General features: G+C 43.4%; 19 protein-coding genes and 1 pseudogene. 10 read left to right on the plus strand and 10 right to left on the minus strand.

All coding sequences use genetic code 11. The features are described 5' to 3' along the window. The first annotated feature begins 227 nt into the window (after positions 1-227). Positions 228-677, plus strand: coding sequence for a P-loop NTPase family protein (locus BLS15_RS03945; protein WP_021254041.1), 450 nt, complete (start codon positions 228-230; stop codon positions 675-677). 130 nt (positions 678-807) lie between these two features. Here the strand turns inward: BLS15_RS03945 and BLS15_RS03950 are convergent, their stop codons facing one another. Both BLS15_RS03950 and BLS15_RS03955 read right to left on the minus strand, forming a co-directional pair. Further along, entirely contained in the window at positions 808-2,400 is a 1,593-nt protein-coding gene (locus BLS15_RS03950; protein ID WP_028532592.1) for a basic secretory protein-like protein, read from the minus strand. A gap of 192 nt (positions 2,401-2,592) precedes the next feature. Next, on the minus strand, positions 2,593-2,964 hold the full coding sequence (locus BLS15_RS03955) for an iron chaperone (RefSeq protein WP_021254039.1): 372 nt from the start codon (positions 2,962-2,964) through the stop codon (positions 2,593-2,595). A gap of 256 nt (positions 2,965-3,220) precedes the next feature. On the opposite strand from BLS15_RS03955, the gene BLS15_RS03960 reads away from it, so the two are divergent. The 4 genes from BLS15_RS03960 (at position 3,221) to aceA (ending at position 7,237) form a co-directional block, all read left to right on the plus strand. Continuing rightward, positions 3,221-3,718, plus strand: coding sequence for a DinB family protein (locus BLS15_RS03960; RefSeq protein ID WP_028532593.1), 498 nt, complete (start codon positions 3,221-3,223; stop codon positions 3,716-3,718). Positions 3,719-4,089: 371 nt separating this feature from the next. After that, positions 4,090-4,320: a hypothetical protein gene (locus tag BLS15_RS03965; RefSeq protein WP_021254037.1), complete on the plus strand. Its 231-nt coding sequence runs from the start codon at positions 4,090-4,092 to the stop codon at positions 4,318-4,320. Between the two features lie 6 nt (positions 4,321-4,326). Next, positions 4,327-5,934: a malate synthase A gene (aceB, locus tag BLS15_RS03970; protein ID WP_175460707.1), complete on the plus strand. Its 1,608-nt coding sequence runs from the start codon at positions 4,327-4,329 to the stop codon at positions 5,932-5,934. Positions 5,935-5,953: 19 nt separating this feature from the next. Beyond that, on the plus strand, positions 5,954-7,237 hold the full coding sequence (gene aceA / locus BLS15_RS03975) for an isocitrate lyase (RefSeq protein WP_036667137.1): 1,284 nt from the start codon (positions 5,954-5,956) through the stop codon (positions 7,235-7,237). Between the two features lie 40 nt (positions 7,238-7,277). On the opposite strand, the gene BLS15_RS29755 is transcribed toward aceA, so the two are convergent. Further along, positions 7,278-7,406, minus strand: a complete 129-nt coding sequence (locus tag BLS15_RS29755; protein ID WP_268632723.1) for a hypothetical protein — start codon at positions 7,404-7,406, stop codon at positions 7,278-7,280. 467 nt (positions 7,407-7,873) lie between these two features. On the opposite strand from BLS15_RS29755, the gene BLS15_RS03980 reads away from it, so the two are divergent. Beyond that, positions 7,874-9,163, plus strand: coding sequence for an esterase/lipase family protein (locus tag BLS15_RS03980; protein WP_028532596.1), 1,290 nt, complete (start codon positions 7,874-7,876; stop codon positions 9,161-9,163). Positions 9,164-9,458: 295 nt separating this feature from the next. On the opposite strand, the gene BLS15_RS03985 is transcribed toward BLS15_RS03980, so the two are convergent. The 6 genes from BLS15_RS03985 to BLS15_RS04010 form a co-directional block, all read right to left on the minus strand. Beyond that, positions 9,459-10,313 carry an alpha/beta fold macrolide esterase gene (locus BLS15_RS03985; protein ID WP_021254033.1) on the minus strand — a complete coding sequence of 285 codons (855 nt, stop codon included), beginning with the start codon at positions 10,311-10,313 and terminating at the stop codon, positions 9,459-9,461. A gap of 431 nt (positions 10,314-10,744) precedes the next feature. Next, positions 10,745-14,089 carry a DEAD/DEAH box helicase family protein gene (locus BLS15_RS03990; protein WP_028532597.1) on the minus strand — a complete coding sequence of 1,115 codons (3,345 nt, stop codon included), beginning with the start codon at positions 14,087-14,089 and terminating at the stop codon, positions 10,745-10,747. A gap of 21 nt (positions 14,090-14,110) precedes the next feature. Beyond that, positions 14,111-15,271, minus strand: coding sequence for a restriction endonuclease subunit S (locus BLS15_RS03995; RefSeq protein WP_175460708.1), 1,161 nt, complete (start codon positions 15,269-15,271; stop codon positions 14,111-14,113). After that, complete coding sequence (locus BLS15_RS04000; RefSeq protein WP_090509994.1) at positions 15,264-16,742, minus strand: type I restriction-modification system subunit M; 1,479 nt, start codon at positions 16,740-16,742, stop codon at positions 15,264-15,266. Before BLS15_RS04000 ends, BLS15_RS03995 begins: the two co-directional genes overlap by 8 nt. 319 nt (positions 16,743-17,061) lie before the next feature. Then, positions 17,062-18,495, minus strand: coding sequence for a PQQ-dependent sugar dehydrogenase (locus tag BLS15_RS04005; protein ID WP_090510104.1), 1,434 nt, complete (start codon positions 18,493-18,495; stop codon positions 17,062-17,064). A gap of 191 nt (positions 18,496-18,686) precedes the next feature. Then, on the minus strand, positions 18,687-19,058 hold the full coding sequence (locus BLS15_RS04010) for a winged helix-turn-helix transcriptional regulator (protein WP_090510002.1): 372 nt from the start codon (positions 19,056-19,058) through the stop codon (positions 18,687-18,689). A 241-nt stretch (positions 19,059-19,299) separates the two neighbouring features. Here BLS15_RS04010 and BLS15_RS04015 point away from each other — a divergent pair, with 241 nt between their 5' ends. The 4 genes and pseudogenes from BLS15_RS04015 (at position 19,300) to BLS15_RS04025 (ending at position 22,315) form a co-directional block, all read left to right on the plus strand. Continuing rightward, positions 19,300-20,493 carry an MFS transporter gene (locus BLS15_RS04015; RefSeq protein WP_090510006.1) on the plus strand — a complete coding sequence of 398 codons (1,194 nt, stop codon included), beginning with the start codon at positions 19,300-19,302 and terminating at the stop codon, positions 20,491-20,493. A 25-nt stretch (positions 20,494-20,518) separates the two neighbouring features. Further along, complete coding sequence (locus BLS15_RS04020) at positions 20,519-21,361, plus strand: aldo/keto reductase (protein WP_028532602.1); 843 nt, start codon at positions 20,519-20,521, stop codon at positions 21,359-21,361. Positions 21,362-21,638: 277 nt separating this feature from the next. Further along, positions 21,639-21,719: pseudogene (locus BLS15_RS28435) on the plus strand (LysE family translocator); the annotation flags it as partial. A 23-nt stretch (positions 21,720-21,742) separates the two neighbouring features. Further along, positions 21,743-22,315, plus strand: a complete 573-nt coding sequence (locus BLS15_RS04025) for a DinB family protein (protein WP_028532603.1) — start codon at positions 21,743-21,745, stop codon at positions 22,313-22,315. Positions 22,316-22,441: 126 nt separating this feature from the next. Here the strand turns inward: BLS15_RS04025 and BLS15_RS04030 are convergent, their stop codons facing one another. Continuing rightward, positions 22,442-24,703, minus strand: coding sequence for a PQQ-dependent sugar dehydrogenase (locus BLS15_RS04030; RefSeq protein ID WP_028532604.1), 2,262 nt, complete (start codon positions 24,701-24,703; stop codon positions 22,442-22,444). Between the last annotated feature and the right edge of the window lie 43 nt (positions 24,704-24,746).

Consider the following 24,746-nt stretch of genomic DNA (forward strand, 5'->3'; position numbering starts at 1 on the left):
TTCATAAGCAAGGCGGGTATGGTCGATAAATTTGATAGCTATTAAGAATTTTATTGGAATGAGATATTTTCGAGCTCCACGCTGAGAGGGTACAGAACAATTGAATTAAATTCCCAGAAAGTAATATTAGCACCAGAAGAAGTAACCATCATCCTCTATTTTGTTAAAAAAATTGAATTATAGTAAGTATGTACCAACTGATTTGATTTTTAAGGAGGCTCATTTAAATGAAGAAGCAATTGTTAACTTTAACACTGTTCGCTTCCGTTTTGGCATTTGGCCAAGCTGTATCAGCTTCTGAAATCACCCAAAGTGTAAACAAAAGTAATGATGTGATTGCTTTTAATACTGTGATGGCGCAAAGTGTAGTTATGTATAGTATGTCCTGGAATGCAGTAAGTGGGGCTGCAACTTATAAAGTCTCTATTCGAGACTTGAAGAAGGATGAGAAGGTCGTACCATTATATGACACAAAAGGACAAACATCATTTGGCATTACTCAAGCAGGCTACTGGCTCAAAAGTAACACTGATTTTCGACTTTGGATTGGCGCATACGATAAAAATGGGAAAATGATTGCTACAGCGGAGAGAGAAGTGAAAACAGAAAAGGATAATAGTTCCCCTACCGATACGGTAATCGAGTGGAGAGGCTTTAAGTTTGTAAAAGTAAACTGATTCTCTGCTCCCAGACGTGAACACGAATGATAGATGCATACAAAAAGGAGCAGTTGCCGTAGCAAACTGCTCCTTTTTTATCGGATGACAAGCATTTAGTGAGGGTAACGTATGTGTATTTGGCTTAGACCTAATTAGGAAGTGTCGCTTGATACTGTGACCAAAGCGTCTGCACGTCTGTTCCGGTAATCAACTTGATTTGACGTTCTTTCCATAATCTTTTTTCATTTTCTCCTCCAATGTTGTAAGGGATCTGGGTCGCATTTAGTTCACGAATGAAGCCTCGTTTTTTCGTATCCTCTATCCAGCGAAGGAAATTCGCTGTCCCATGCGTCTCCCAGCTTCCTCCCTTTCTCGCGCTATAACGGTCATGGTAGCCCGCTCTATAACGCAAGCTATCGGCTATTGCCTCTACATCAAAATTGCTATATTGATAAACATGACCGATTTCATGATAAAGGATTCCAATTATTTCGTCGCGCAGCGATTTGGCAGGGCTCTCTACAAACTTTTGCAGATACTGCGCACTGAAGCCTACTGTCTTCAGCGTGGCATCTCCCGATGTCCAAGCCACCCCAGGAGCGTCTACTATCGTAACTAATATTTTTTTGACATCTACAGGCGCATCGGCCGGACTCTTGTATAACATCTCATGTACTTTACGTGCGACCGCCAATATTTCTTTCTCTGCATTGGGAAGAGCTTTCTTAAATAATTTACCTTTACTCGTTGAATCAAGGATCTGTACTTCGATTTTTGGGTTGATGGCATGCCCGACATCATTCGTACGCGAGAATTCGACCTCACCCAATTGCATAGAGTTTCCGCTATGATTTTTCATATTGCTGAGTCTATAGTATTGATACGCTGCGGTATTGTTATCTAAAAGATAATACATGCGCTGATGTCGAACCTTGAATATCTCATTGCTTTTCTTATCTATACTAGTCCAGTTCTTATTATCGTTCGATCCTTGAAGAACCCAACTTTTAGGGTCGCGTTCAGGTCTATCATCAGCTGCCGTAAGCGAGTAACCATCGATCGTCACCGACTTGCCGAAATCGAATGTGAGCCATGCGGTATTATCTTTTGTTAACCATTTTGTAACGCTGGTCCCGTCCACCAGATTCTCTTTGGTTTGGTTAGGCTTTTTTTCTCCACTGGCCGCAACCTCAGGCTTGGTCGTACTCCATTCCTTTGAGCTGCCATCATATAGCTTGATTTCGGATACCTGCAGCATTCCGCTTCCATTTTGATTATGAAAGTTATCGAATTTCACAAATTTATACGCTGTCTTATTGGAAAATGAATATGTTTTCGTTTGATGCCGAGAGGTGAAGCTTTGATTCTGCTGCACGTCCAGTTGAGTCCAGCTTGTCCCGTCATTGGAGCCTTTTAACACCCAGCTTTTTGGGTCTCTATATGGCTCGTCCTCTGCAGAAGTAATCGAGTATGAGGTTACGACTTTCGCGTCAGGAAACTCGTATTGCAGCCATGCCGGGCTGTTGAACGTCAACCATTTTGAAAAAACATCTTGATCGAATGCCTTATCCTTCCCTTGATGTGGCGCGTACTCTCCGCTGGCCGTTGCCTTCCCGCCTAAAGCCAAATTCGTTGGGATTTTGATTGAAGTTTGTTCCGCTGCCGCTGCCTGAATATGTACACTGTTGCTGAAGCCTGCCCCTAAGGTAGCAGCTAAAATAAGAATGCCAAATCTCTTCATGCTTCGCCATCTCCTCTTTACTTTGCTTTGGGATTGGACCGAAATGAGATGGTTATAATTGCTAATTATACATCAAAAACACATACTGGTAAAATATACAATTCAGTCATCCGTATTACCAAACCTATTCCATTTCACTTGACGCATAAAATAACCCCCTTGGCATTCAAGGGGGTTCAATCATACATGATATTACTTTCGCCAAAAGGTTGAGCAGTTTGCCTTATCCAAAATATTGAACGCAATCATTTTCTCAAGTAATGAGAAAGGAACCGGACTACTCCACGGAATACGAAACAACTGCTTCGTCTGTTCATAGCCAGCCTGCTCAATTTCATCAGAAAAATGAATAATCCCAGCCCTTTCCGGGCCAACAGCTAAATGATTTTTGGATACACTAAAGCCAATAATAAATGTGCCATGATCGGTAAACATAGGCTGATTCCACGCGATTTTGGGCATTAAATTCGGAAATTTCTGAATGATCCAAGCCAAAACCTCTTCTGTTCGATCCCGATGCTGTGGGTGCTCAATTTTTTCTAAATATTCTGAAAAAACTTCCATGTCGCTCTCTCCTAAAATGAAAACTGATTTTTACATAACATTATTGTCAGTACACCAATTCCTATCCTTCAGTGCTTTGGTGACGTCCATTTATCAACTGTAGGGATTATTGTTCTATTACACTAGAAACGCTTTGCGGATAATCATATCCAACAAGTTTTGATGTTGCAAATGTATGTCAAAATGCTTTCAGGGGATCTTTTCCATTCGACTGGTTGTATAGTATTCTAGCCATAGAAGGAGTGAGGAAAAATCAATGGTAAAACAATTAATCGTCGGAGATGCCATGCAAGAACTGGCCACAACGCGGCGCATACTCGAGCGCTTACCCGAAGAGCATTTGACGTGGAAGCCGCATGTGAAATCGATGTCGTTAGGCGGGCTAGCCACGCACCTGATTAACCTGCTGAATTGGCAAATCGCAATTCTTCGTTACCCGGAACTCGATCTTTCAACCGTGCCGAATCGTCGAGAAGCTTTGGAAAAACGTGGAGCCGTGCTGAAGGAATTCGATACAAATGTCGTGGAGCTTGAAAGGTTGTTAGCTGAATGTGACGAGAACGCGCTTGCCGAGGAATGGACTTTACGAAACGGCGATCATATCATCCTGCGCCAGCCGCGGGCGATCGCACTTCGCACCTTCGGAATAAGCCACATGATCCATCACCGGGCACAGCTCGGGGTTTATTTGCGATTACTCGATATTCCGCTGCCAGGCCTCTATGGTCCCTCGGCCGATGAGGAAGGAAAATAAATAAAAGATATACCAAAAGGTCGCAGAGAATCGGCAAACCGCCGGGTACTCTGCGACCTTTTTTTTGAGAATAAACCATGTGCCGGGCAATGCAACCAAGCAGTCACCTACCCCAAATATCGGAGCTAACCCCTTTGCTTCTCTTCAGTTTGCGGATGTTAATGAGATGAAGGATATATTGGCTTAATCCGTGTAAATAAAAAATATTTTTTCAGCCCAAAGCCGCACCCCTATTAGGATCGACCTTTAATTCTGGAAAATTTTCTTAAAAAAGGGGCTTTTCATTTTTAAAAGCTCTGTTATAATACAGATCAACGAATGACAAATCTGTATTATAACAGATAACCTAAATGACTCAGGAGGCGTTTGGAATGGATTGCTACTACTGTCATGGCAATGGAGAAATGGAATGTTTGGAATGCGAAGGACACGGAAAACAGGAGAGCGGCCACCAATGTGGCTCATGCCAGGGGCATGGCATCACGCCTTGCCTGCGCTGCAACGGAAGCGGCAGCCTGGATTACGAATTCAATGAGCAAGACTCGATCACGAATATTTTGCAAGCCGCCTATTTGAGTCCGGCTTTCAGCAGAGGGAGGTAATTAGTCATGTCCAAAATGCCGGTTAACAATTGCAAGGAAATTGTTGTACTCGGACACATGCCTGAACCGTACGCCGAGATTTTGACGCCTGGGGCACTCGAGTTCCTCGGAAAGCTCCATGAACGGTTCAATGCCCGCAGATTAGAGCTTCTCTCTGACCGTGCCGAGCGCCAACGCCGACTGGATGCCGGCGAACTCCCCGACTTCCTGCCGGAAACGAAGCACATTCGGGACGGTGAGTGGAGCGTCGCTCCTGTGCCTTCCGATCTCCAAGACCGACGGGTGGAAATAACCGGCCCCTCCGGGGATGCAAAAATGGTCATCAATGCGCTCAATTCCGGCGCCAAAGGATTCATGGCCGACTTCGAAGACGCGAATTCCCCGACATGGGACAATTCGATCCGCGGCCAAATCAATATGCGCGATGCCATTCGTCGTACAATCACCTTTACGAGCCCAGAGGGCAAAGCCTACCGCCTGAACGAACAAACCGCTTACCTGTTAATTCGTCCTCGTGGCTGGCATTTGGAGGAGAAGCACATTCGCATAGGCGAAGAAAACGCCTCAGGCAGCCTTGTCGACTTCGGACTCTATTTCTACCACAATGCTCGTACCCTCATCGAGAATCAATCCGGACCTTATTTCTATCTTCCCAAGCTGGAGTCCCACCAAGAAGCAAAACTATGGAACGATGTATTCGTGTTCGCCCAACAAGAGCTGGGCATCCCTCAAGGAACGATTAAAGCAACCGTGCTCATCGAGACGATTCTGGCCACATTTGAGGCAGATGAAATTTTATACGAACTGCGGGAGCATAGCGCTGGCTTGAACTGCGGTCGCTGGGACTATATCTTCAGCTTCATTAAGCGGCTGAACCGTCATAGACATGCGCTGCTCCCCGATCGTTCACAGGTCACGATGACCGTGCCGTTCATGCGGGCGTACACGCAGTACGTCATCCGTACCTGTCACAAACGCGATGCGCATGCCATGGGCGGCATGGCAGCCCAAATTCCAATTCGGAATGATACCGAGGCTAACGCGAAGGCAATGGAGCAAGTGCGCGCCGATAAGCAACGCGAAGCAAATGACGGCCATGATGGAACTTGGGTTGCCCATCCTGGACTCGTTCCGATCGCAATGGAAATATTCAATGAACAGATGAAGGGGCCGAACCAGCTTCAGAAAAAACGTGAAGATGTCCGTGTCACGGCAAGCGACCTGCTCGCTTTACCAGAAGGCACAATTACCGAGCAGGGACTGCGGACGAATATCAGTGTCGGTCTGCAATATATCGAAGCATGGCTGCGGGGATTCGGCGCCGTACCGATCTTCAATCTTATGGAGGATGCGGCGACGGCCGAGATATCGCGCACTCAGGTGTGGCAATGGATTCGTCATCCGGAAGGCCGGCTTACGAATGGAAACGACATCACGCTTGAGCTTGTGTTGAAGCTGACGGAAGAAGAAATGTCCAAGATTAAAGAGTCAATCGGCCAAGATGACTTCGCGGGCCGCAGATTCACTGAGGCGAAGCAATTGTTCGTAAATTTGATTAGCGAAGAAACTTGCAGCGAGTTTTTGACGGTGATGGGCTATGAATTGCTGGGATGAAATCATTGAATATGAGGAGATGGCTGCCGTGACGGATAAGCATACGATTCAACAATTGGAGACGAAATGGAAAGGAGAACGGTGGGAAGGCGTAACGCGTACCTATTCTGCCGATGAAGTGATCCGGCTTCGCGGTTCTGTCCAGGTGGAGCATACGTTAGCCCAGATGGGAGCCGAACGGCTCTGGCATCTGCTGCATACCGAAGAATTCGTGCCCGCGCTTGGAGCATTGACGGGGAATCAAGCCGTGCAGCAGGTAAAAGCTGGCTTGCCCGCCATATACTTAAGCGGATGGCAGGTAGCCGCAGACGCCAACCTGTCGGGTCATATGTATCCCGATCAGAGCTTATATCCGGCCAATAGTGTGCCGCAGGTCGTGAAGCGGATTAATCAAGCCCTACAGCGGGCTGATCAAATCCAACATGCGGAAGGTAAAAATGAAACCTACTTTTTTGCCCCGATCGTGGCAGATGCCGAAGCTGGATTCGGAGGGACGCTCAATGTATTCGAGCTCATGAAGGCGATGATTGAAGCAGGAGCTGCAGGCGTACACTTCGAAGATCAACTATCTTCTGAGAAAAAGTGCGGGCATCTCGGCGGCAAGGTGCTCCTGCCTACGCAGCAAGCCATTCGTCATTTGATTGCAGCTCGCTTGGCTGCCGACGTTATGGGCACGGACACCTTGATTATCGCACGTACTGACGCCAATGCGGCCCAACTGCTGACGAGCGATGTCGATCCGTACGATCGGCCATTCCTGACAGGACAGCGTTCTCCGGAGGGCTTCTATTATACGCGTGCTGGGATTGAACAGGCAATTGCGCGCGGTCTCGCCTATGCGCCTTATGCAGATCTCGTCTGGTGCGAGACGTCCGAGCCGAACATCGATGAAGCACGTCAATTCGCCGAAGCGATCCATGCCAAATATCCAGGCAAGCTGCTCGCTTATAATTGCTCGCCTTCCTTCAACTGGAAGAAGAAGCTGGACGATAAGGCAATCGCGGGCTTCCAGCGCGAGCTTGGACGTATGGGATACAAGTTCCAGTTCGTGACACTAGCCGGTTTCCACGCGCTCAATTACAGCATGTTCGAGCTGGCGCAAGGCTACAAGGAGCGCGGCATGGCCGCCTACTCCGACCTGCAGCAGGCTGAATTCGCCTTGGAACAGCTCGGCTATGAAGCGGTTAAGCATCAGCGTGAGGTCGGCACAGGCTACTTCGACGAGGTGGCACAAGCGATTTCGGGCGGTATTTCATCTACAACCGCCTACACAGACTCGACGGAAGCAGAGCAGTTCACGTAAGGGGATCCGATTCAAACCCATTTTTGAACATAGAGTCAAATTAGCTAAACGCCTCGTTTTGGAAATCACTCCCCCTTGCTGCCCGCTGCTCTGCAACCTCGCCTTCGCTGCTATAAGCAGCTTTCGTAACACGAAGCTCGCTACGGAAGCACAAAACCTCCAGTTCCACCGCAACCTCCCCGGGGCATACAAGGATGGAGCCGTCTCACAGGTCATTAACAATGGCATAGAGACGGCTCCATTTTTTCATTCAGCAGCCCCTTTCCCAAACCCATTTGTACCGTTTCCCTATCGTTGCTAGTGGATTCAGCCCATTCTTTACTCCCTTTTATATCTGCTTCTTTCGCACTCCTCGCTAATCAACTCTCCAAAACTATCACTGGATGACAAATGCTTCAAAAAGCTATTTACTTGCAAATATTTAATTTACATAGTTGTAAATAATAGGTTCATATGGTAAATGTATATGTATAACATCATGCTAACTGTCCCCCTCAACACGCCATTCCGGCAACACACCACAAAAATCTCCTTTTGTATCTTCATGAATCCAGCAATGCTAGAACAGAAAGAATAGCGGAAGTTTGAGAGCAACTGTATTTGAAAGCGATTACAAAACTAGATAGGAGGCATTTTATGATCCGTAAACTGTCAAGCTGCATTTTGCTACTCTTTATTCTTTTTTACTCTATTCTTCCTAACAACTTGCCGTCTGTTCACGCGGAGGCTGACGATGCCATTGTCAACAATGCCATTGCTAACAATGACTTCCCTATCGTGCTGGTTCATGGATTTGGAGGCTGGGGAAGAGACGAGATGTTTTCGTTTAAATACTGGGGAGGATTGGGCGATATTCAAGAACAATTAAGGAAACACGGTCATTCGGTATATACAGCTGCGATAGGAACGGTATCGAGCAATTGGGATCGAGCCTGTGAGTTGTATGCGCAAATTAAAGGGGGAACCGTAGATTATGGCAGAGCCCACTCGGAACTGTACGGTCACGAGCGATATGGCAGATCGTATGAAGGGATGTATCCATCATGGGGAGAGATCGACCCGAATACGGGGCGTCCGAAGCAAATTCATGTAATTGGACACAGCATGGGAGGACAAACCGCACGCATGCTGATTCATCTATTGGAAAAAGGAGATGCTTCTGAACGTGCTATCACCGATGCATCTGATCTATCCCCGTTGTTCAGTGATCAACCACTTCTGTATGTTAGCAGCCTCGTTTCCCTCGCCGCGCCGCATGATGGCACCAGCTTTACACATTTTGTAGGGGGAGTAGTTCCCTTCATCCACCAGCTGATTGGCTTGATTGCCGCAGCTTCTGGCAATGCAGAGCACCCCCTATATGATTTCAAATTGGATCAATGGGGATTGAAGCGAATGCCCGATGATTCCTTTTTCGATTATTTCCAACGGGTAATAAACAGTAAATTTTGGAGAATATCAAAAGACAGCTCACTGTGGGATTTAAGTCCTGACGGGGCCAAACAGTTCAACGAGCAAATACAGGCAAATCCGAGCGTCTATTATTTCTCGATCGCCACCAACAAATCGTATCGTATCCCGCTATCGGGATGGCATGCGCCAAAGCTGCTCATGAATCCGTTATTGCTGCCGCCGAGCTATTTTGTCGGTTCCTTCGCGTACGATTCCCCAGGGCATGTAGTCATTGATGAGGAATGGTGGCCAAATGATGGGCTGGTAAATACGATTTCCATGGACGGCCCGAAAAACGGATCAAACGATCAAATCATTACTTACCAAGGAAAGCCGCAGATTGGAAAGTGGAACTACTTAGGACTCATGGATTCCTGGGATCATCTCGATATCGTTGGATTGGGCCTAAAAAATACGGGAGATTTTTTTCTCGACTTAGCGGATATGCTGACCGACCTGCCTCCGGCAGGCTGATGAAACAGATGTCTATAGGAAATAAAGTGTTACATTTACTTCAATATAAAACCAGCGGCAGTCTCCAACTGAAAAATACAGTCTTAGACTGCCGCTATTGCTTTTTAACATCTAAAAATTTCCATAATATAAAATCAGTCAGCAGGCTCTTGAAGCAGCGACGTTCAGTTCCCCAACCTCTAAAAAAAGAGTGCCCTAATGAAACAAAAGGACACTCTAAAAGGCACTATCTAGTTGCAAACCATGTGTTGCGCTCTATTATTTCGTAAGCTAACAATTTGACTGCCATTCACGATTACTCCAACGATGTGTGGTTCGAAATTGCTTGAATAATCGTATCCCAATCATCTAAGTGTACTTCATGCCCCATTCCCTCAACCGTTAACAAGGATGCATTTGGTATTTCATTAGCAAGTGCAACACCGTGTTCCAAGGGAAGAATTGTATCACCCGTGCCGTGAATAACCAAAACAGGTACATGGGTTTCCTTTAACTTTCCTTCGTATGCATCGTCACCTTTCAGTAGTCCATGATTCAACATACTGACTAGATAATTCGCTCGTTTGATCTCGCGTTTTACTTGCTTATACGCTCTATGCTCATCAAAGTGATGCCTGGCACCACACATCAGTCTAGAGCCGTTGACCAAGTATGTTGCAACCGCCTCTTCATCCAACCAATCCAATGTCGCTGCATCTGCATGATGAGCAAGAATCTTCTCACCCATCGGAGGCAACCCTCTGTCGATATCATCAGATCCAAAGATTGTTGTGGCAATCAAAGTTATCGTTAGAACTCTTTGCGGATGTTTTACTGCAATGATCTGTGCAATCATGCCACCTAGTGACAATCCCACGATGTGCGCTTGGTCAACCCCATATGAATCAAGCACCCCAACTGCATCATCAGCCATGTCCACAACGGTATAGTGGGATTCCCCGGGTGGATAGGTAATGGAACGTCCCACATCTCGGTTATCAAATCGAATCACATAACGACCCGAATCAGCCAAACCTTGGCAGAACTCATCGTCCCAATAAATCATCGAACACATGCCTCCCATAATCAGCAAGACAGTTGGATGATTCGGATTGCCGAAACTCTCTGTGCATATCTCAACGCCATTGATTTTTCTTATCTTTTCACTCACGAGATAACTCCCCATTTCATTCGAATTCGTTCAAGCAAAAAAGAAACTCAAATATACTCATGACTATTTCAAAAAATGAAAGAGAGTAGATGATACGTGCTTCAAATTAACGCAAACGAATGAACTCGATAATCATGAGAAGCTCTCTCCTTTATAAAAATTGGGTGTTAATACCACCCCCTATAATACCATACCCGCTTCACTATTTTCAGCGATGTAATCATTATTCACATGGACAATACCGATTAGAATCACACAAGAAACGCTTGAGTGAACACGTCCCCCATTTCTGATCCTCTGCCACAAAAAGAAGAGCCGAGCAAATGCCAAGAAATAATCCTGAATCTGCTCGACTCTTATATGACATTTGATTATTACTAATTCAAATAATTAGCCCAAAATAATGTAGTTAAAGTCGCTACCTTCACAGCCTATACAACCCTAACCGCATTCTCCTTCACCGCATTTACCAACTCCACAAGTTGTTTCTGCTTTACACCATCAAACAACTTAATAAAGCTCTGTGGGCGATCGAAAGGGGGCTTCATCAGAACAGAAGGGGCTTCGATATACCCATTCTCCACAATATAATCAATAACTTTACGAACGAACACAATTTGAGCTTGCGTAAGTGACTGATCGTTAATGAATCTCGAAAATGCCTGCATGGCTGCTTCATGTTCAAGCTTGGCAATCTTGCGAACGAGCAGACCAAATGGCGTATCTTTAAATTCACGTTCATAATCTTCCGCAGTACCTAATTCGCCTGTAAAAATATTCTCCAAGCTTGCATAGTCACTTGCAGTTAAAGGCAAGTTATTTCGCAGCTTATGAATCGCAAGATGATCTTTATTGTTCTCGATATATCGATTGACCTTAAGTCTATAATCCTCAAAGTCATAGGCAGCATCTAATGCTTCACCAATACGTTCTCCCAGAATTTCATCTTGTAAGTTCGTATAGACAATACGATCATTGCCTTCGTCAATGATGAACTTAATTAGATCGCGTAACTCCACACGAACTTTCTCAAAATCTAAAATCCCCGAATCAGACCAGAACTCGTCGGTATCGATCGATTTAATAAGAGCAATTTTAGCTTTGACCTTCGGAATGGTAGCCTTGGTCTGCAGAACTTGCGCCATTTCCATCAGTTGTTTTTTATTGCGCTTGAATTGTTTATTTGCTTCCATCGCACCGAGCATTAAGCCATACATCAGATTATCGAAACGCTTTGCATATTCATCTCGATCTTCCATAAACACGAGCGGAGCAAGATTCGTATTCAACTCATGCACGTCGCTATCAGATAAGCTTACGAACACTTCTTTACGTTTAAACTTCTCAACATATTGGAGCTGCATTTTGACCGATATCAATTCGAGATTTAATGCATTAGTTTGACTCCATACTTCATGAATGAGTTGCTGACGCAATAATTGGTAATCTTCACCTAGATAATTAGCATGCTGTAATTGCTGAATCAGCCTTATACGCTTCGAAAAAATTAACTCGGACAAACTTAATGTCTCTGCACCTTGTAAGCCTTCTTTATTTTGACGGAAGAACTCGAAGTTCCCTAAATAATCAAATATCATGAAGTGTGTCTTATCCTGACCTTCACCGAATAAGTTTTTCCGTAATCGTGTACCTCGTCCAATCATTTGCCAAAACTTTGCTTTGGAGCGAACACGCTTGAAGAAGACAAGATTAACGGCTTCTGGCACATCGATTCCTGTATCCAGCATATCAACCGATACTGCGATATACGGTGCTTTATCCGCTGCTTTAAATTCATCAATAGATGATTGAGCATACTTATCTTCATAAGTAATTTTGCGTATTAATTGGCCATAATATTGTGGATACAACTTATTGAAGCGTTGCAGAATGTAGTCGGCATGCTTTTTATTTTGCGCAAAAATAATGGTCTTGCCAATGAGATCGCCACCGCCAACTTTTATGCCACGCGTCATAAGATCTTCTAGTACACGATCAACCGTATTTTGATTGAAAATAAATTCATTAAGCGCTGGGGCTGGTATCTCTTCAGGCAATTCACCATCTTCATCTACAAAATCTTCTTCATAGCGACTACGATCATCCTCAGAGAGGTCATCATATGTTATTCCTTGCTCTAAAAACTTCGTTTGCACTTCAATATTGTAATAAGGCACGAGCACCTTATCCTTCTCGACGGCAGTCTCATAATCATAGGCATAGGTAGGGACATCACGTTCCATTTCAAAAAATTCATACGTATTGCGATCCACTTCTGACTTTGGAGTAGCTGTTAAACCTAACAATATGGCATCAAAATATTCAAATATCGCACGATACTTCTTAAAAATGCTACGATGCGCTTCATCAATAATAATAAGGTCAAAATGAGCTGGTGAGTAAAGCCGCTGACCGTCTTCTGACTTCGCTGTATCAATCGCATTCAGAATCGTAGGAAACGTCGAAAATACAATGCGAGCCAGTTTATCTTCTTTATTGCTTAATAGATTACATAGCGTCATATCAGGTAAGTATTGCTTGAAATCATCCTTCGCCTGCTTTACCAAGGACTTCCGATCCGCTAAGAACAATACATTCGTCACATGACCACCACGAGATAGAACATCTGTTAAACTTGATGCCGTACGGGTTTTCCCTGTCCCCGTCGCCATCACAATAAGGGCCTTGCGATGACCTTTCTCGATATGATGACCTACGGCACGAATTGCTTCCTTTTGATAATAGCGATCTGTAATTTTATCGTTGATAACGATTTGTTCCAAAGACTGCTTCTGAGTACGTCGCTTCATTAGCTTCTCCAGATCATTTCGTGAGAATATTCCGCTAACTACGCGCTGTGGAGACGAGAGATCGTCCCATATGTATGTTTCAAAACCATTTGTATTAAAAATAATAGGGCGTTGACCGAATTTCTTCTCTAGGCAGTCCGCATACAATTTGGCTTGTTGCGTACCGATTTTCGGATTAATGGATGTACGTTTTGCCTCAATTAAAGCAAGGGGAAGTCCATCACGTCCATAGAGGACGTAATCAACATAGCCAATATTCTCCGCATTCGGCATTCCTTCGACTTTGACTTCTTCCTGAGCATCGTCGCCGATGGTCCAGCCTAATAACTTAAGATCAACATCAATATATTTTTTGCGTGTGTGGAATTCTGAGAGGTCTTGAGGAGTAAACGTTCTTTCGGATTGATGTTGTTCCTTGTCTTGTGTTAATTGCTTACTTAATGCTTCTATCTGGGCACGCAGACGTTCAATTTCACTTTCTTTGTCAGATAAGAGTCCCTGTTGTTCTTTAATGCGACGTACATCCAATTGAACTTGCTCTGTAGGAATCAATTGTTCATTAAAGGTACGTTCTTCATACTGCATCCCATAGCAATAATCTATCCATTGAATAAACTCAAATAGTGAAGCTAAAGACAACACTGCTTCACTATGTGTGATGTTCTTGTTAGTATGAACACCTAGATTACCGAGCTTAATAATATAAGGGATCTTACTCCATGTCTGCGAATCAACGGCAAAACGAAATGTAGGTTCATGAATGAGAGACTGTAAATTGTCCTTATACGGCATCTGTATCGACTTGTCTGCGGCGTATACCCATTTCACCGCAAGCTCTAAAGCCTTACGGCTTCCCACAGCAGACATTGCTGGGGAAGTCGCAAGCACACGTTCAGCTTCGATGCAAGCAGGAGCAAACATCTCATATTCTGCTAGTCCACTCAAAAACGTAAAATTGGCAGTCATTTTGTTCACCTCATGGAAGTATTAATCAAAATACTGGCTCATTAATGAATCGAAGAGCTGCTGTGTTTCTTGGATGGATTGTTTGACAAGAGATTTTTGTTCTTCGATTTTGGTAACGATGGATGCAAATTGGTTTTGTAGGGATATAGGTGGCAATACGATTGTATAGTCTTTAATAATACTTAAATTCAAATTTTCTTGATTACCTCCGCGCCCCAACGAGCGTAAATTATCATAATTAACTCTCAATAATCTGAATAAATATTCGGTATCAATTCCATTACTTGGCAACAGCGCAGCACATGCTTGATTAGTTGCTGCACTTATTTTGAGAATTCCAGATTTGCCTCTTGTCTTTCCTTGTCCATACATCGCAATTAATATTGTATTTTCGGGTAATATTTTGCAGTTCGTTTCTTCAATAGCAACTTGAGTTATTCTTTCTTCGGTGTTGTAAATATATCCTTGTTCAATTTCACCTGTCTTAACCCATGGTATTGTAGCATATTCATAGTACTCTTTTTTATTTCTGCTAGGAGTAGAACCTGTTTCAACATTTAAAATAGAACCAATCTTAACTGTCTGCCACCCCTTATCATTCGTAACAGGATCACCAAACATATCATAAAACACAGACTTGATAAGCCCATCCAATTCCTCTAATTGCTTTTTCCGTAAAACAAGAAGTTCAGAAACGGTATCGAGATTTTGAGCTATTTGTTTTTGAATTTCAAGAGGGGGGAGGGAAATATCAGTATTCAAGAATTGACTCTTATTAATAATTGGTACTACTGCTGAATTAGCTTTATTTCTTAAGATATTCTTTATACTCAATAAAGCATAAGCTAAGTATTCTGGTTCCACTTTTAATAAATCAGGAATAATCGCATTAATTTGTTGATTAAAAGAACTTTCTTTATTAACGATTCCTACTTTACCAATAATCCCAATGCAAGATACTAATATACTACCTTTCGGTACAATTCTTATACTCGATCTAGCTTTTTCAGATACATAATTAGTAGATCCTTCTAAAATTTGTACTATTGAATCATTTAAATCATTGGGTTTAAAAAAATGAATATCGTTACTTTCATAATATTCTAATTTATTCGTTGACGGTGTATTTCCCGTAAGTACTTGTCCAATGTCTTTGATCTTCACCTTTTCCCACTTACTCACCAAGAAGCCCCCTTAATTCCTGCATTTTAGAGGCAATCTCCTTATCAAGTTGATCTAGTCGATCCATAATTACCGCCGGAGCATCATACTCAACCTTCTCATACACAATCTCTTTATAGCGATTAATAGATAGATCATAACCACTATCACCTCTACCCACGATCGCAGCTTTATCCACCATAAAGCTTTGTTCCGTTGGTTGACGGTCCATCTCTGCATCGAGATTGTGAAAACGGGCTAGAATATCAGGAATATCATTATCTTCAACCGGTGCACGCTTATCATCTAGAGAATAGCCATCTGCTTTCATATCGTAGAACCATACTTTGTCCGTACCGCCAGCATCCGTTTTCGTAAAAATGAGAATCGCTGTACTTACCCCTGCATAGGGCTTGAACACTCCACTTGGCATCGAAATGATCGCTTCTAGTTTATGATTCTCTACCAACTCTTCGCGAAGTGATTTGTGCGCTTTGGTTGCTCCAAATAAAACTCCATCTGGAACAATGGCAGCACATCGTCCACCTTTGCGAAGCATACGCAAGAACAGGGCTACGAATAGCAGTTCTGTTTTCTTCGTGTTGCAAATCGATTTCAGATTATCATGAATACTGTCAGCATCAACCGTTCCTGTGAATGGAGGATTCGCTAGAATCATCGTATATTCATTTGCAATATCATTTTGCTTCGATACACTGTCTACATAATCAATATGTGGATTCGTAATCGAATGCAGCATTAAGTTCATCGCCGATAGACGCAGCATCGTACGGTCGGTATCGAACCCAGAGACCAAGTGTCCGGCAAACTGCTCCCATTGCTCCGTTGTCATCGTTGCTTCATATTGCTCTCGAATATACTCTGCTGTAGAAACCAGGAAGCCTGCCGTACCACATGCTGGATCACAGACACGATCATCAGGGGTCGGAGCCATCAGACGCACCATCAGGTCACGAATATGCTTCGGTGTACGGAATTGTCCGTTCTGTCCTGCTGTTGCCAGCTTTCCAAGCATGTACTCGTATAAATCGCCCTGCATATCCAAATCTTTAATATCATGCTCATAGAGCTCGTCCAGCCCTGTAATGATCTTCTGCAACACCTGTGGTGTAGGAATCAGAAAGATCGCATCCTGCATGTAACGTGCAAACGCCGTTGTTGGGTCTTCACTCATCCCTTTAATAAACGGGAATACATCATTATTGATGGTATCGAAGATGATCCGTGGATCTTTATTTTTAAAGTTGCTCCAACGCATCGCTTGTCCTTCTTCGGTCTCAGGGAACACTTTAGGAAGCTTATCTCCACCTAAGGCTTCAAAGCTTTCAGCCTCCAAATCTTTTTCATCTAGAGAACGAATGAACATAAGATACGTTAATTGTTCAATAACCGTTAGTGGATTCGTTATCCCCCCGGCCCATAAATCAGTCCAAATTTTATCTACTTTATTACGGATTTCTCCTGTTAGCATATTTCGTTTCCAACCTTTCATCTATAACGAAAATAAAATAGTTTTTAAGCTAATATACATTTAACTACATATATATTACCATGATTTTGATTGTAAGTAGTCTAAATTTACTACATAGGCTTCAGTACCTAATTCAATAGATATCTTCTTATTAACTCCATCATTTTAGCCATGAACTATTACACAATGTAAAACAAAAAAACTCTCAAGGATAATGTATCCTCAAGAGCTATTATTATCGGACTTTATTTTCATATTAAAGTTAGATACTTTCGAAAACACTTATTACCGGCGTTATTAAAAATGGAATAGTCAGCAATCATGGAACAATCTCAAACACAGTTCCTTGGTGACGATCAGCCACTTTTACAGAACCATAAACCCCTAAATACAGTCTGGATTGACTCAGATTCGTGCCCAAACTAACATAATAAGCGGATTGAGTCCCAAAATCATAATTGGTTTCAATCACACTAAAATCACTTTGTTTACAATCCGTTCTTACCCTGGTATAAGCTAAAACTCCTCTAACTGGAGGGGGAGATCCTTCATTTCTGGCGAGATCCGTAAACACAACACTTCCCGTTAAACCGGGGATTGCATTTCCCATATAGGTCTGGACTCCAGTAAGGGCAGTTCCTCCAAACTTATCGGCTCGGGGATCTTTATGAAAATAACTAATGAGAGGCGGAAGACGCCGCACTGAAGTTGTGATCGCTTCATCGTAATAAGAAATTGTCTTCTCATCCAAAGCCGGATCTGCAGAACAGCCTGTAATGAACGAAGTAGGAAAAGCGCCTTCCCACCCTCGCCAGCCAAAGTTAATAAATCCTTCTTGATCAAGTACAGAATTGGTCAAAGTCAAAGAAGCTTGAACAAGCTGAGTAACCGGTATGGGTTTATAATGAATGAATGCAAAAATTGACTCTACAAGATCCTGTCCGACACTTCCTACGTATTTGATGTACTGATTATAAGATAACCTTTGAAATGCAATGCCTGGCAGATTGCGGCCCCCTTTGGCCATTACCGTAAGCGTTTCCTGAATAGACACAGGCAGCTCATTAAAACGTGTAACTACGGGCGGATTATCGATAAATGTAGGTTTGGAAATATCAATTTCAACGATTTTACCCGCGATTTCCATATCCGTTTGGCTTAAATTAAATGGATCATAGCCTGATCCGCCATCTCCGGTTGTCAAAATAAGTTTTCCTGTTTCAGGTGAGAAGTTTAAGCTATTGACGCCATTATGATTTAAAAAAGGTCTTCTTATATTCAGTAATGTCCGCCGTTTTTGAGGTTGTCCATTCGCATGTAGAATCCATTCCTCAACGGTATCAATATGATCATAATGCGTTTCTCGATTTATCCACTTTAAGTTTAAGGTTTTAGGATCACACGGGTTCGGCTTAAAAGATTCAAATTCACCAGGAAGAGATCCTGGACCTTGGGTTCCCGCCACTGAATAATGGAGATAAAACAGACCATTAAAATAAAATTCAGGATGAAAGGCTAGCCCTATCAATCCCCGTTCATCATACCCACCATTAGAGGCACCTAATGTAATGATTCGTGAGCGAATATCTAAAAAAGTTCTTATATCCCCGTCCCCTATGTAAAAGATCTCACCTACTTGAGTTGCAATAAATAATCTTTCAATTGATTCACCTGGAAGGATCGCTGTTTTCAAAACAGTGGGCATATTTAACTTGCTTACAATGGGCCGTAAGCCAACCTTAACTTTCATCAAATAACGGAGCACCCCTTCATATTTTTTATATGAATATGATTCGAGCCGTTCTATTAGTACCGACTTAGAGCCAGCCTGAAGGCCGGTATATAAAAAGGGCTCTGCCTCCATTGCGGAAAGCAAAGCCCTTCTCATTTATTGGTTCTTACACATATGTCCTCTATCTACATAACCAAACTCCGAATATCCCCTTACTTAAGCTGTTCATTCAACACACTATCTTCTAAAACAGCAAACTTATCTCCATATACTCTCGTTAAATGCTTTTCACCCCATGTACATAGTGCACTTAGAATCCCTTCTAAGCTCTGTCCATATTCACTAAGCTCGTACTCTACTCTTGGTGGAACTTGATTGTACACGATTCGATTGATGACCCCATCCTCTTCAAGCTCGCGCAGCTGTTGGGTAAGCATTTTTTGGGTGATATTTGGCATGAGGCGTTTTAATTCGCTTGTCCGTTTTTTCCCGTGAGTCAGATGGCATAGAATCACGCATTTCCATTTGCCGCCTAAGACCTCTAATGTCGCTTCAACAGAGATATTGTATTTCTTTTTTTGCATCTTGGTTCTCCTCCTTCTTACAGGCACTAAAAAGTACCTATGTTACTTTTAGGTTTCTATATAACTTAAAAGTGCGTACTTTTCTTTATGGATGATATATCTCATAATAACATTTGCCGGCCGATGAATACCATACTTTCTTAAAAATCAATATAACATTTTGAGACGGATGCACTTCAAAATTTATTATTCGCTGGAAAGAAAGTTCCCATTTATATAACAGAAAAAAGGAGGAGATAATATGGAACTAAGTAAAAAGCAAAGCATGTTAGCATTGCTTGCCTTGGCAGTAAGTGCTTTTGCAATCGGGACAACTGAATTCATCAGTGTCGGGTTGCTGCCGCTTATTGCAAATGATTTAGGTATTCCAGTAACCACGGCCGGATTAACGGTGTCCTTATATGCGTTAGGAGCAACGTTTGGAGCTCCGATTTTGACAGCTTTGACATCAAGCATGTCACGTAAGAAATTATTACTTTGGATCATGATTGTCTTTATTATTGGCAATACTGTTGCTGCACTCTCCACGACTATTGGGATTTTGCTAGTAGCACGTGTGATCTCCGCATTTTCACATGGGGTCTTCATGTCAATAGGATCGACAATTGCTGCCGATTTAGTTCCAGAAGACCGCAGAGCTAGTGCGATATCCATTATGTTTACAGGTCTTACTGTAGCTACGGTAACTGGTGTTCCATTTGGGACATTTATTGGACAGCAGCTAGGTTGGAGAACAGCCTTTATTGCTATTGTTATCATTGGTGTTATTGCTTTAATTGCAAATAGCATTCTTGTTCCATCTCATTTGCGTAAAGGAGTAAAAACTTCTTTTCGTGATCAGCTTAAACTAGTGACAAATGGTCGGTTATTGCTTTTGTTCATCATTACAGCATTAGGATATGGCGGAACATTTGTCGTGTTTACCTACTTATCACCATTGCTTCAAGACATCACTGGGTTTAAAGAAGGAACAGTAGCTGTCATTTTGTTAGCTTACGGTATCGCGATTGCGATTGGGAATATGATTGGAGGTAAGTTATCGAATCAAAACCCAATTGGTGCATTGTTCTATATGTTTATTGTACAAGCAGTCGTCTTATTTATTTTGATGTTTACAGCACCATTTAAAGTTGCTGGATTGATAACGATTCTGTTGATGGGGCTGTTAGCATTTATGAATGTGCCGGGCTTGCAAGTCTATGTTGTAATACTGGCTGAGCGCTTTGTTCCTAGTGCAGTTGATGTGGCATCAGCAATCAATATTGCTGCATTTAATGCCGGGATTGCGATAGGTTCCTTTGTAGGCGGAATTGTTACAGACTCGATAGGACTTATCCATACGACTTGGATTGGAGCACTTATGGTATTAGCCGCTACAATCTTAACTGGATTTAGCAGAGCTATGGAACGAAAAGATCGAGCAAGCAAAATATAATAACATGTTGGAGGTTTTTATTATGATGGCAAAAAATTTGAAAGATACAACAACTTTGAATAATGGCGTGAAAATGCCTTGGTTTGGACTTGGCGTTTTCAAAGTCGAAGAAGGCCCTGAATTGGTGAACGCAGTAAGAACAGCGATTAAACATGGATACCGCAGTGTAGATACAGCAGCGATTTATGGGAATGAAGAAGGCGTTGGCCAAGGGATTCAAGAAGGCTTGAAAGAAGCAGGCATTTCAAGAGAAGAGCTATTTGTCACTTCTAAGGTTTGGAACGCGGATTTGGGATATGAATCGACGATTGCTGCTTATGAAACAAGCTTAAAGAAACTGGGCTTAGCGTATTTGGATTTGTATTTGATTCATTGGCCGGTTGAAGGAAAATATAAAGATGCGTGGAGAGCGTTAGAAACGCTTTATAAAGAAGGCCGCGTAAAAGCAATTGGCGTAAGTAATTTCCAAATCCACCATTTGGAAGACTTGATGAAGGATGCTGAAATTAAGCCGATGATCAACCAAGTAGAATACCATCCGCGCTTAACTCAAAAAGAGTTGCAAGCATTTTGCCAAGCCAACGATATTCAGTTTGAAGCATGGTCACCTCTCATGCAAGGTCAATTGCTTGACAACGAAGTTATTCAGGAAATTGCGAACAAGCATAATAAATCTATTGCCCAAGTTATTTTGCGTTGGGACTTGCAGAACGGGGTTGTTACTATTCCAAAATCAACAAAAGAGCACCGAATCGTTGAAAATGCAAATGTGTTTGACTTTGAACTGACGAAAGAGGAAATGGAGATCATTGATGGATTAAATCAGAACCATCGTGTAGGTCCAGACCCAGATAATTTTGATTTTTAATGAATAAGAACTCGGAGTCCGAGTTCTCAGAGTGTAGAGAAAGATGTATTCTTTCTCTACACTTTTTTATGTTGATCAAAGAAAATAAAGTGATTTCTTAGTGCTTAGATATCTAGGACTTTATTTTCTTATTCTTGGCCTTCATACTCCTTACAAAAAATGTTATCAAAGCTGGACTTAGGATATATAATAGTTTCTAACTTTGATGAAATACAGAGAGGAGTTTCTCGTACTATTTCGCAAGGTCGTACAGCTGGAGTCATCTCGCTTCTTGGCAACCTGGCTATGGGTGCAGCGTTGGCTAATGGCAAGTGTCTTGACAGGTCTTGCTGCGAGTCTTGCTTTTGATCGCAGATAGTGATACACGAGGAGATGATCTTGATGAACAAGAACATAGGAATCACTGATATTTTGGTAAGGTTCGAAGAAATTTCGAAGCATTATGTTCGGGAGCTGGACAAGTATAGTCTGGCGGAATTGTGTCGCAAGCCGAGCGAGAACGAATGGTCGCTTGGGCAAATGTACCTGCATCTGCCCCATTCCACGCTGAACTTGCAGCTCCGTCTTGCGGAGCAGTGCATAGCGCTCGGTGGCGGCAGCGAGGAGGACAGTGGGAAGACGGAGGCCGGCCATGCCGTGTTTGAGCAAGGGAGCTTCCCACCGATTCGCATTCAGGTACCGGCCGACTTGCAATATACGCCTCCTCAGCCAGAGAGCAAGGAGCAGCTTGTCGCCAAGCTTGAGGAAGCAAGGCACCGCATGCATGAGATTGGAGCGTCACTGCAGACCATAGACCCAGAGCGGCTGCAGCGAAAGGCGACTCATCCAGCCGTAGCCTTCGGCGCGTTAAACGCGGTCGAATGGTTCACGATGGTGGAGATGCATTACCGTCATCATCTGCTTCAAAAGGAGCGGCTGGACGCTTTCTTACAAACTGCAGAGTTATTAGGCTAACGGGTTATCGATTGTAATAAGCTCCGCATACTCCTTTCAATATGAAATGAAGAATAGACCTCCTACTTCTAATAGGAGGTCTATTTTTCATCTAGAAGCTTAAACAGACTTATACATCCATATTCGCTAGAAGTTGGGTGCCAATCGAATAAGTTTATCCGGGGTGCCGTCACCGTTTTTGTCGCCATTGTTGCTGGTGACGAAGTAGAGTGATCCGTCCGGCGCCTCGACAATGTCGCGAATGCGTCCGTATTTATTCACGAACAAGTAAGTAAGATCACTGCTCTTGATCGTCGGTTGGCCGTTCTGTTCTCCAACGATCATGCGAATGATCTGTTTGCCTTTTAAATTGGTAACAAGCAGATTCCCTGCCCAGGGCCCTTGAGTTACAAAAGTCATGCCCGAAGGCGCCCAGGTTGTGCCATTCGCATAAATGAGCGGGGGTGTAATGCCTGGTTGGTTCTGATTCCCACCCTCATATTTAGGCCAACCGTAATTGTTACCGGGTTGAATGTAGTTAATCTCATCTTTGGAGGATTCACCGTGCTCTGATGCAAAGAGACGGTTCGTTCCAGGCTGCCATGCTAATCCTTGAGGATTCCGATGTCCACGGCTATAAATGGGCGAGGAGGCAAACGGATTATCACTTGGAATGGTGCCGTCTAGATTCAGGCGGAATATCTTCCCTCCAAGGTAAGTGAGTGTATCGTCTTTGTTGCCGTAATTGCCGTCACTGAAATACAGCTTGTTGTCGGGGCCTATTTTCATCCGGCCGCCATTGTGATAGACTGCACCCGGAAGATTTGTAATGAGGACTTTGTCTACTGTAGCGATGTTGTTGTTCTCTTTCAGCCGAACGACCTGATTGGCAACTTTGTTGTCTGATGTTTTGTAGGAATGGTAGATATACATGTAATGATTGGTGGTGAAATTAGGATCGAGAACCAGGCCCAATAAGCCGCCTTCGCTCTTAGGCATGTAATAGAAAGGCGAGCCCAGCGTAATAACTGGCGTTGATTTCAACTTTCCGTTCACAATGACACGGACTCTGCCGCTGTTGCGTTCGGTGAAGAAAATCCGCCCATCCGGTGCAAAATCAACAGCCCATGGGGTTTCCAAGTTGGTAGCAACAACCTCTGGTGTATAAGGATCGGAGGAGGCGGGGCTGGTTTTGACAGACAACGCACTGCTAGCTGCGGAACTATTTCCTGCTAAGTCTCTTGCTTTCACGGTAAAGGTATACGAGGTATTTGCCGTAAGTCCTGTTACATTAAAAGATGTCGCAGGCGTGCTTCCGGCGAGTGTGCCATTTTTATATATGTCGTACGCATAGACGCTGACGTTATCTGTAGATGCCGTCCAGGACAGATTGACTGACGAAGATGTTTTGCTCGGGCTTACAAGTCCTGACGGAGCAGTTGGGGCCTGCGTGTCAGTTTGATTTGTCGTTTTTACGGTGAGAGGGCTGCTGGCATTGGATATATTTCCTGCCGCATCTTTGGCTTTGACCGTGAATTGATAGGTAGTATCCGGCGTTAATTCGGTAAAGGTGTAGGTAGTATCCTTGACATTTGCTTGCGTCAGAACATTATCTTTGTATAAGTCATAGCCCTTCACGCCTACATCATCCAGCGATGCAGTCCAGGATATGTTCACAGTTGTATCCGTTACTTGGTTTGCTTGCAGGTTTGTTGGTTCTGTAGGCGGGAATACATCACCGGTAGCATTGACTTTTACCTTGTCAAAGGTGGCCGTGCTTAGGCTGGATACATTATGGCTGGTGACAGCCAATCCTACATACAACGAAGCATTCATATTAATAGTCAAGTTGCCCAGATCGCCCCAGTTCAACCCGTTGTTGGATACATATCCTTTGATCACATTGCCTTTGCGTTCAAGCTTTACCCAGGCCGGGCTCGTCGAAGCAATTTTAACACTCTGAGATGATCCGCCCGTCTCCGTCCGGTACTGGAACGTGAACCCGTTGGAAGGCGTCAATAGCAAATCGACATGCTTGGAATTGGCATTCAACGTTTCCCTTATCATAATTCCTGCTTTCGCAAAATCGTGTGTATGGGTCTGAGAAGAGACAAGGGCAATGATAGCGCCGTCTCCTGTCCAGGGTTGATAGAGGTAATTGAACTGATCTGATTTGCCCCAGATGTCTGTGCCAGCGCCGCTTACGCTAAATTGATCACCCCCTGGATCATAAGAAGCGCTGCCCGTTAATGCAGGAGAACCGATATTTTGTTGTTTCCACGGATTCGGTACAGCACCTGCTATAGCTGCGACATCAACATCGGCCTCGGCGAAGCCTGATGTAGGTAATAAAGCGAGCAGCATACACAAGAAAAGACTCAAAGCCATCATTTTGCTTCGTGTAATCATCGCTACACCTCCTTTTTAGAATATGGATGAAATCCTCCTCCCC

The sequence above is a fragment of the Paenibacillus sp. cl6col genome (assembly GCF_900102125.1).
GTDB lineage: Bacteria > Bacillota > Bacilli > Paenibacillales > Paenibacillaceae > Paenibacillus_B > Paenibacillus_B suaedae.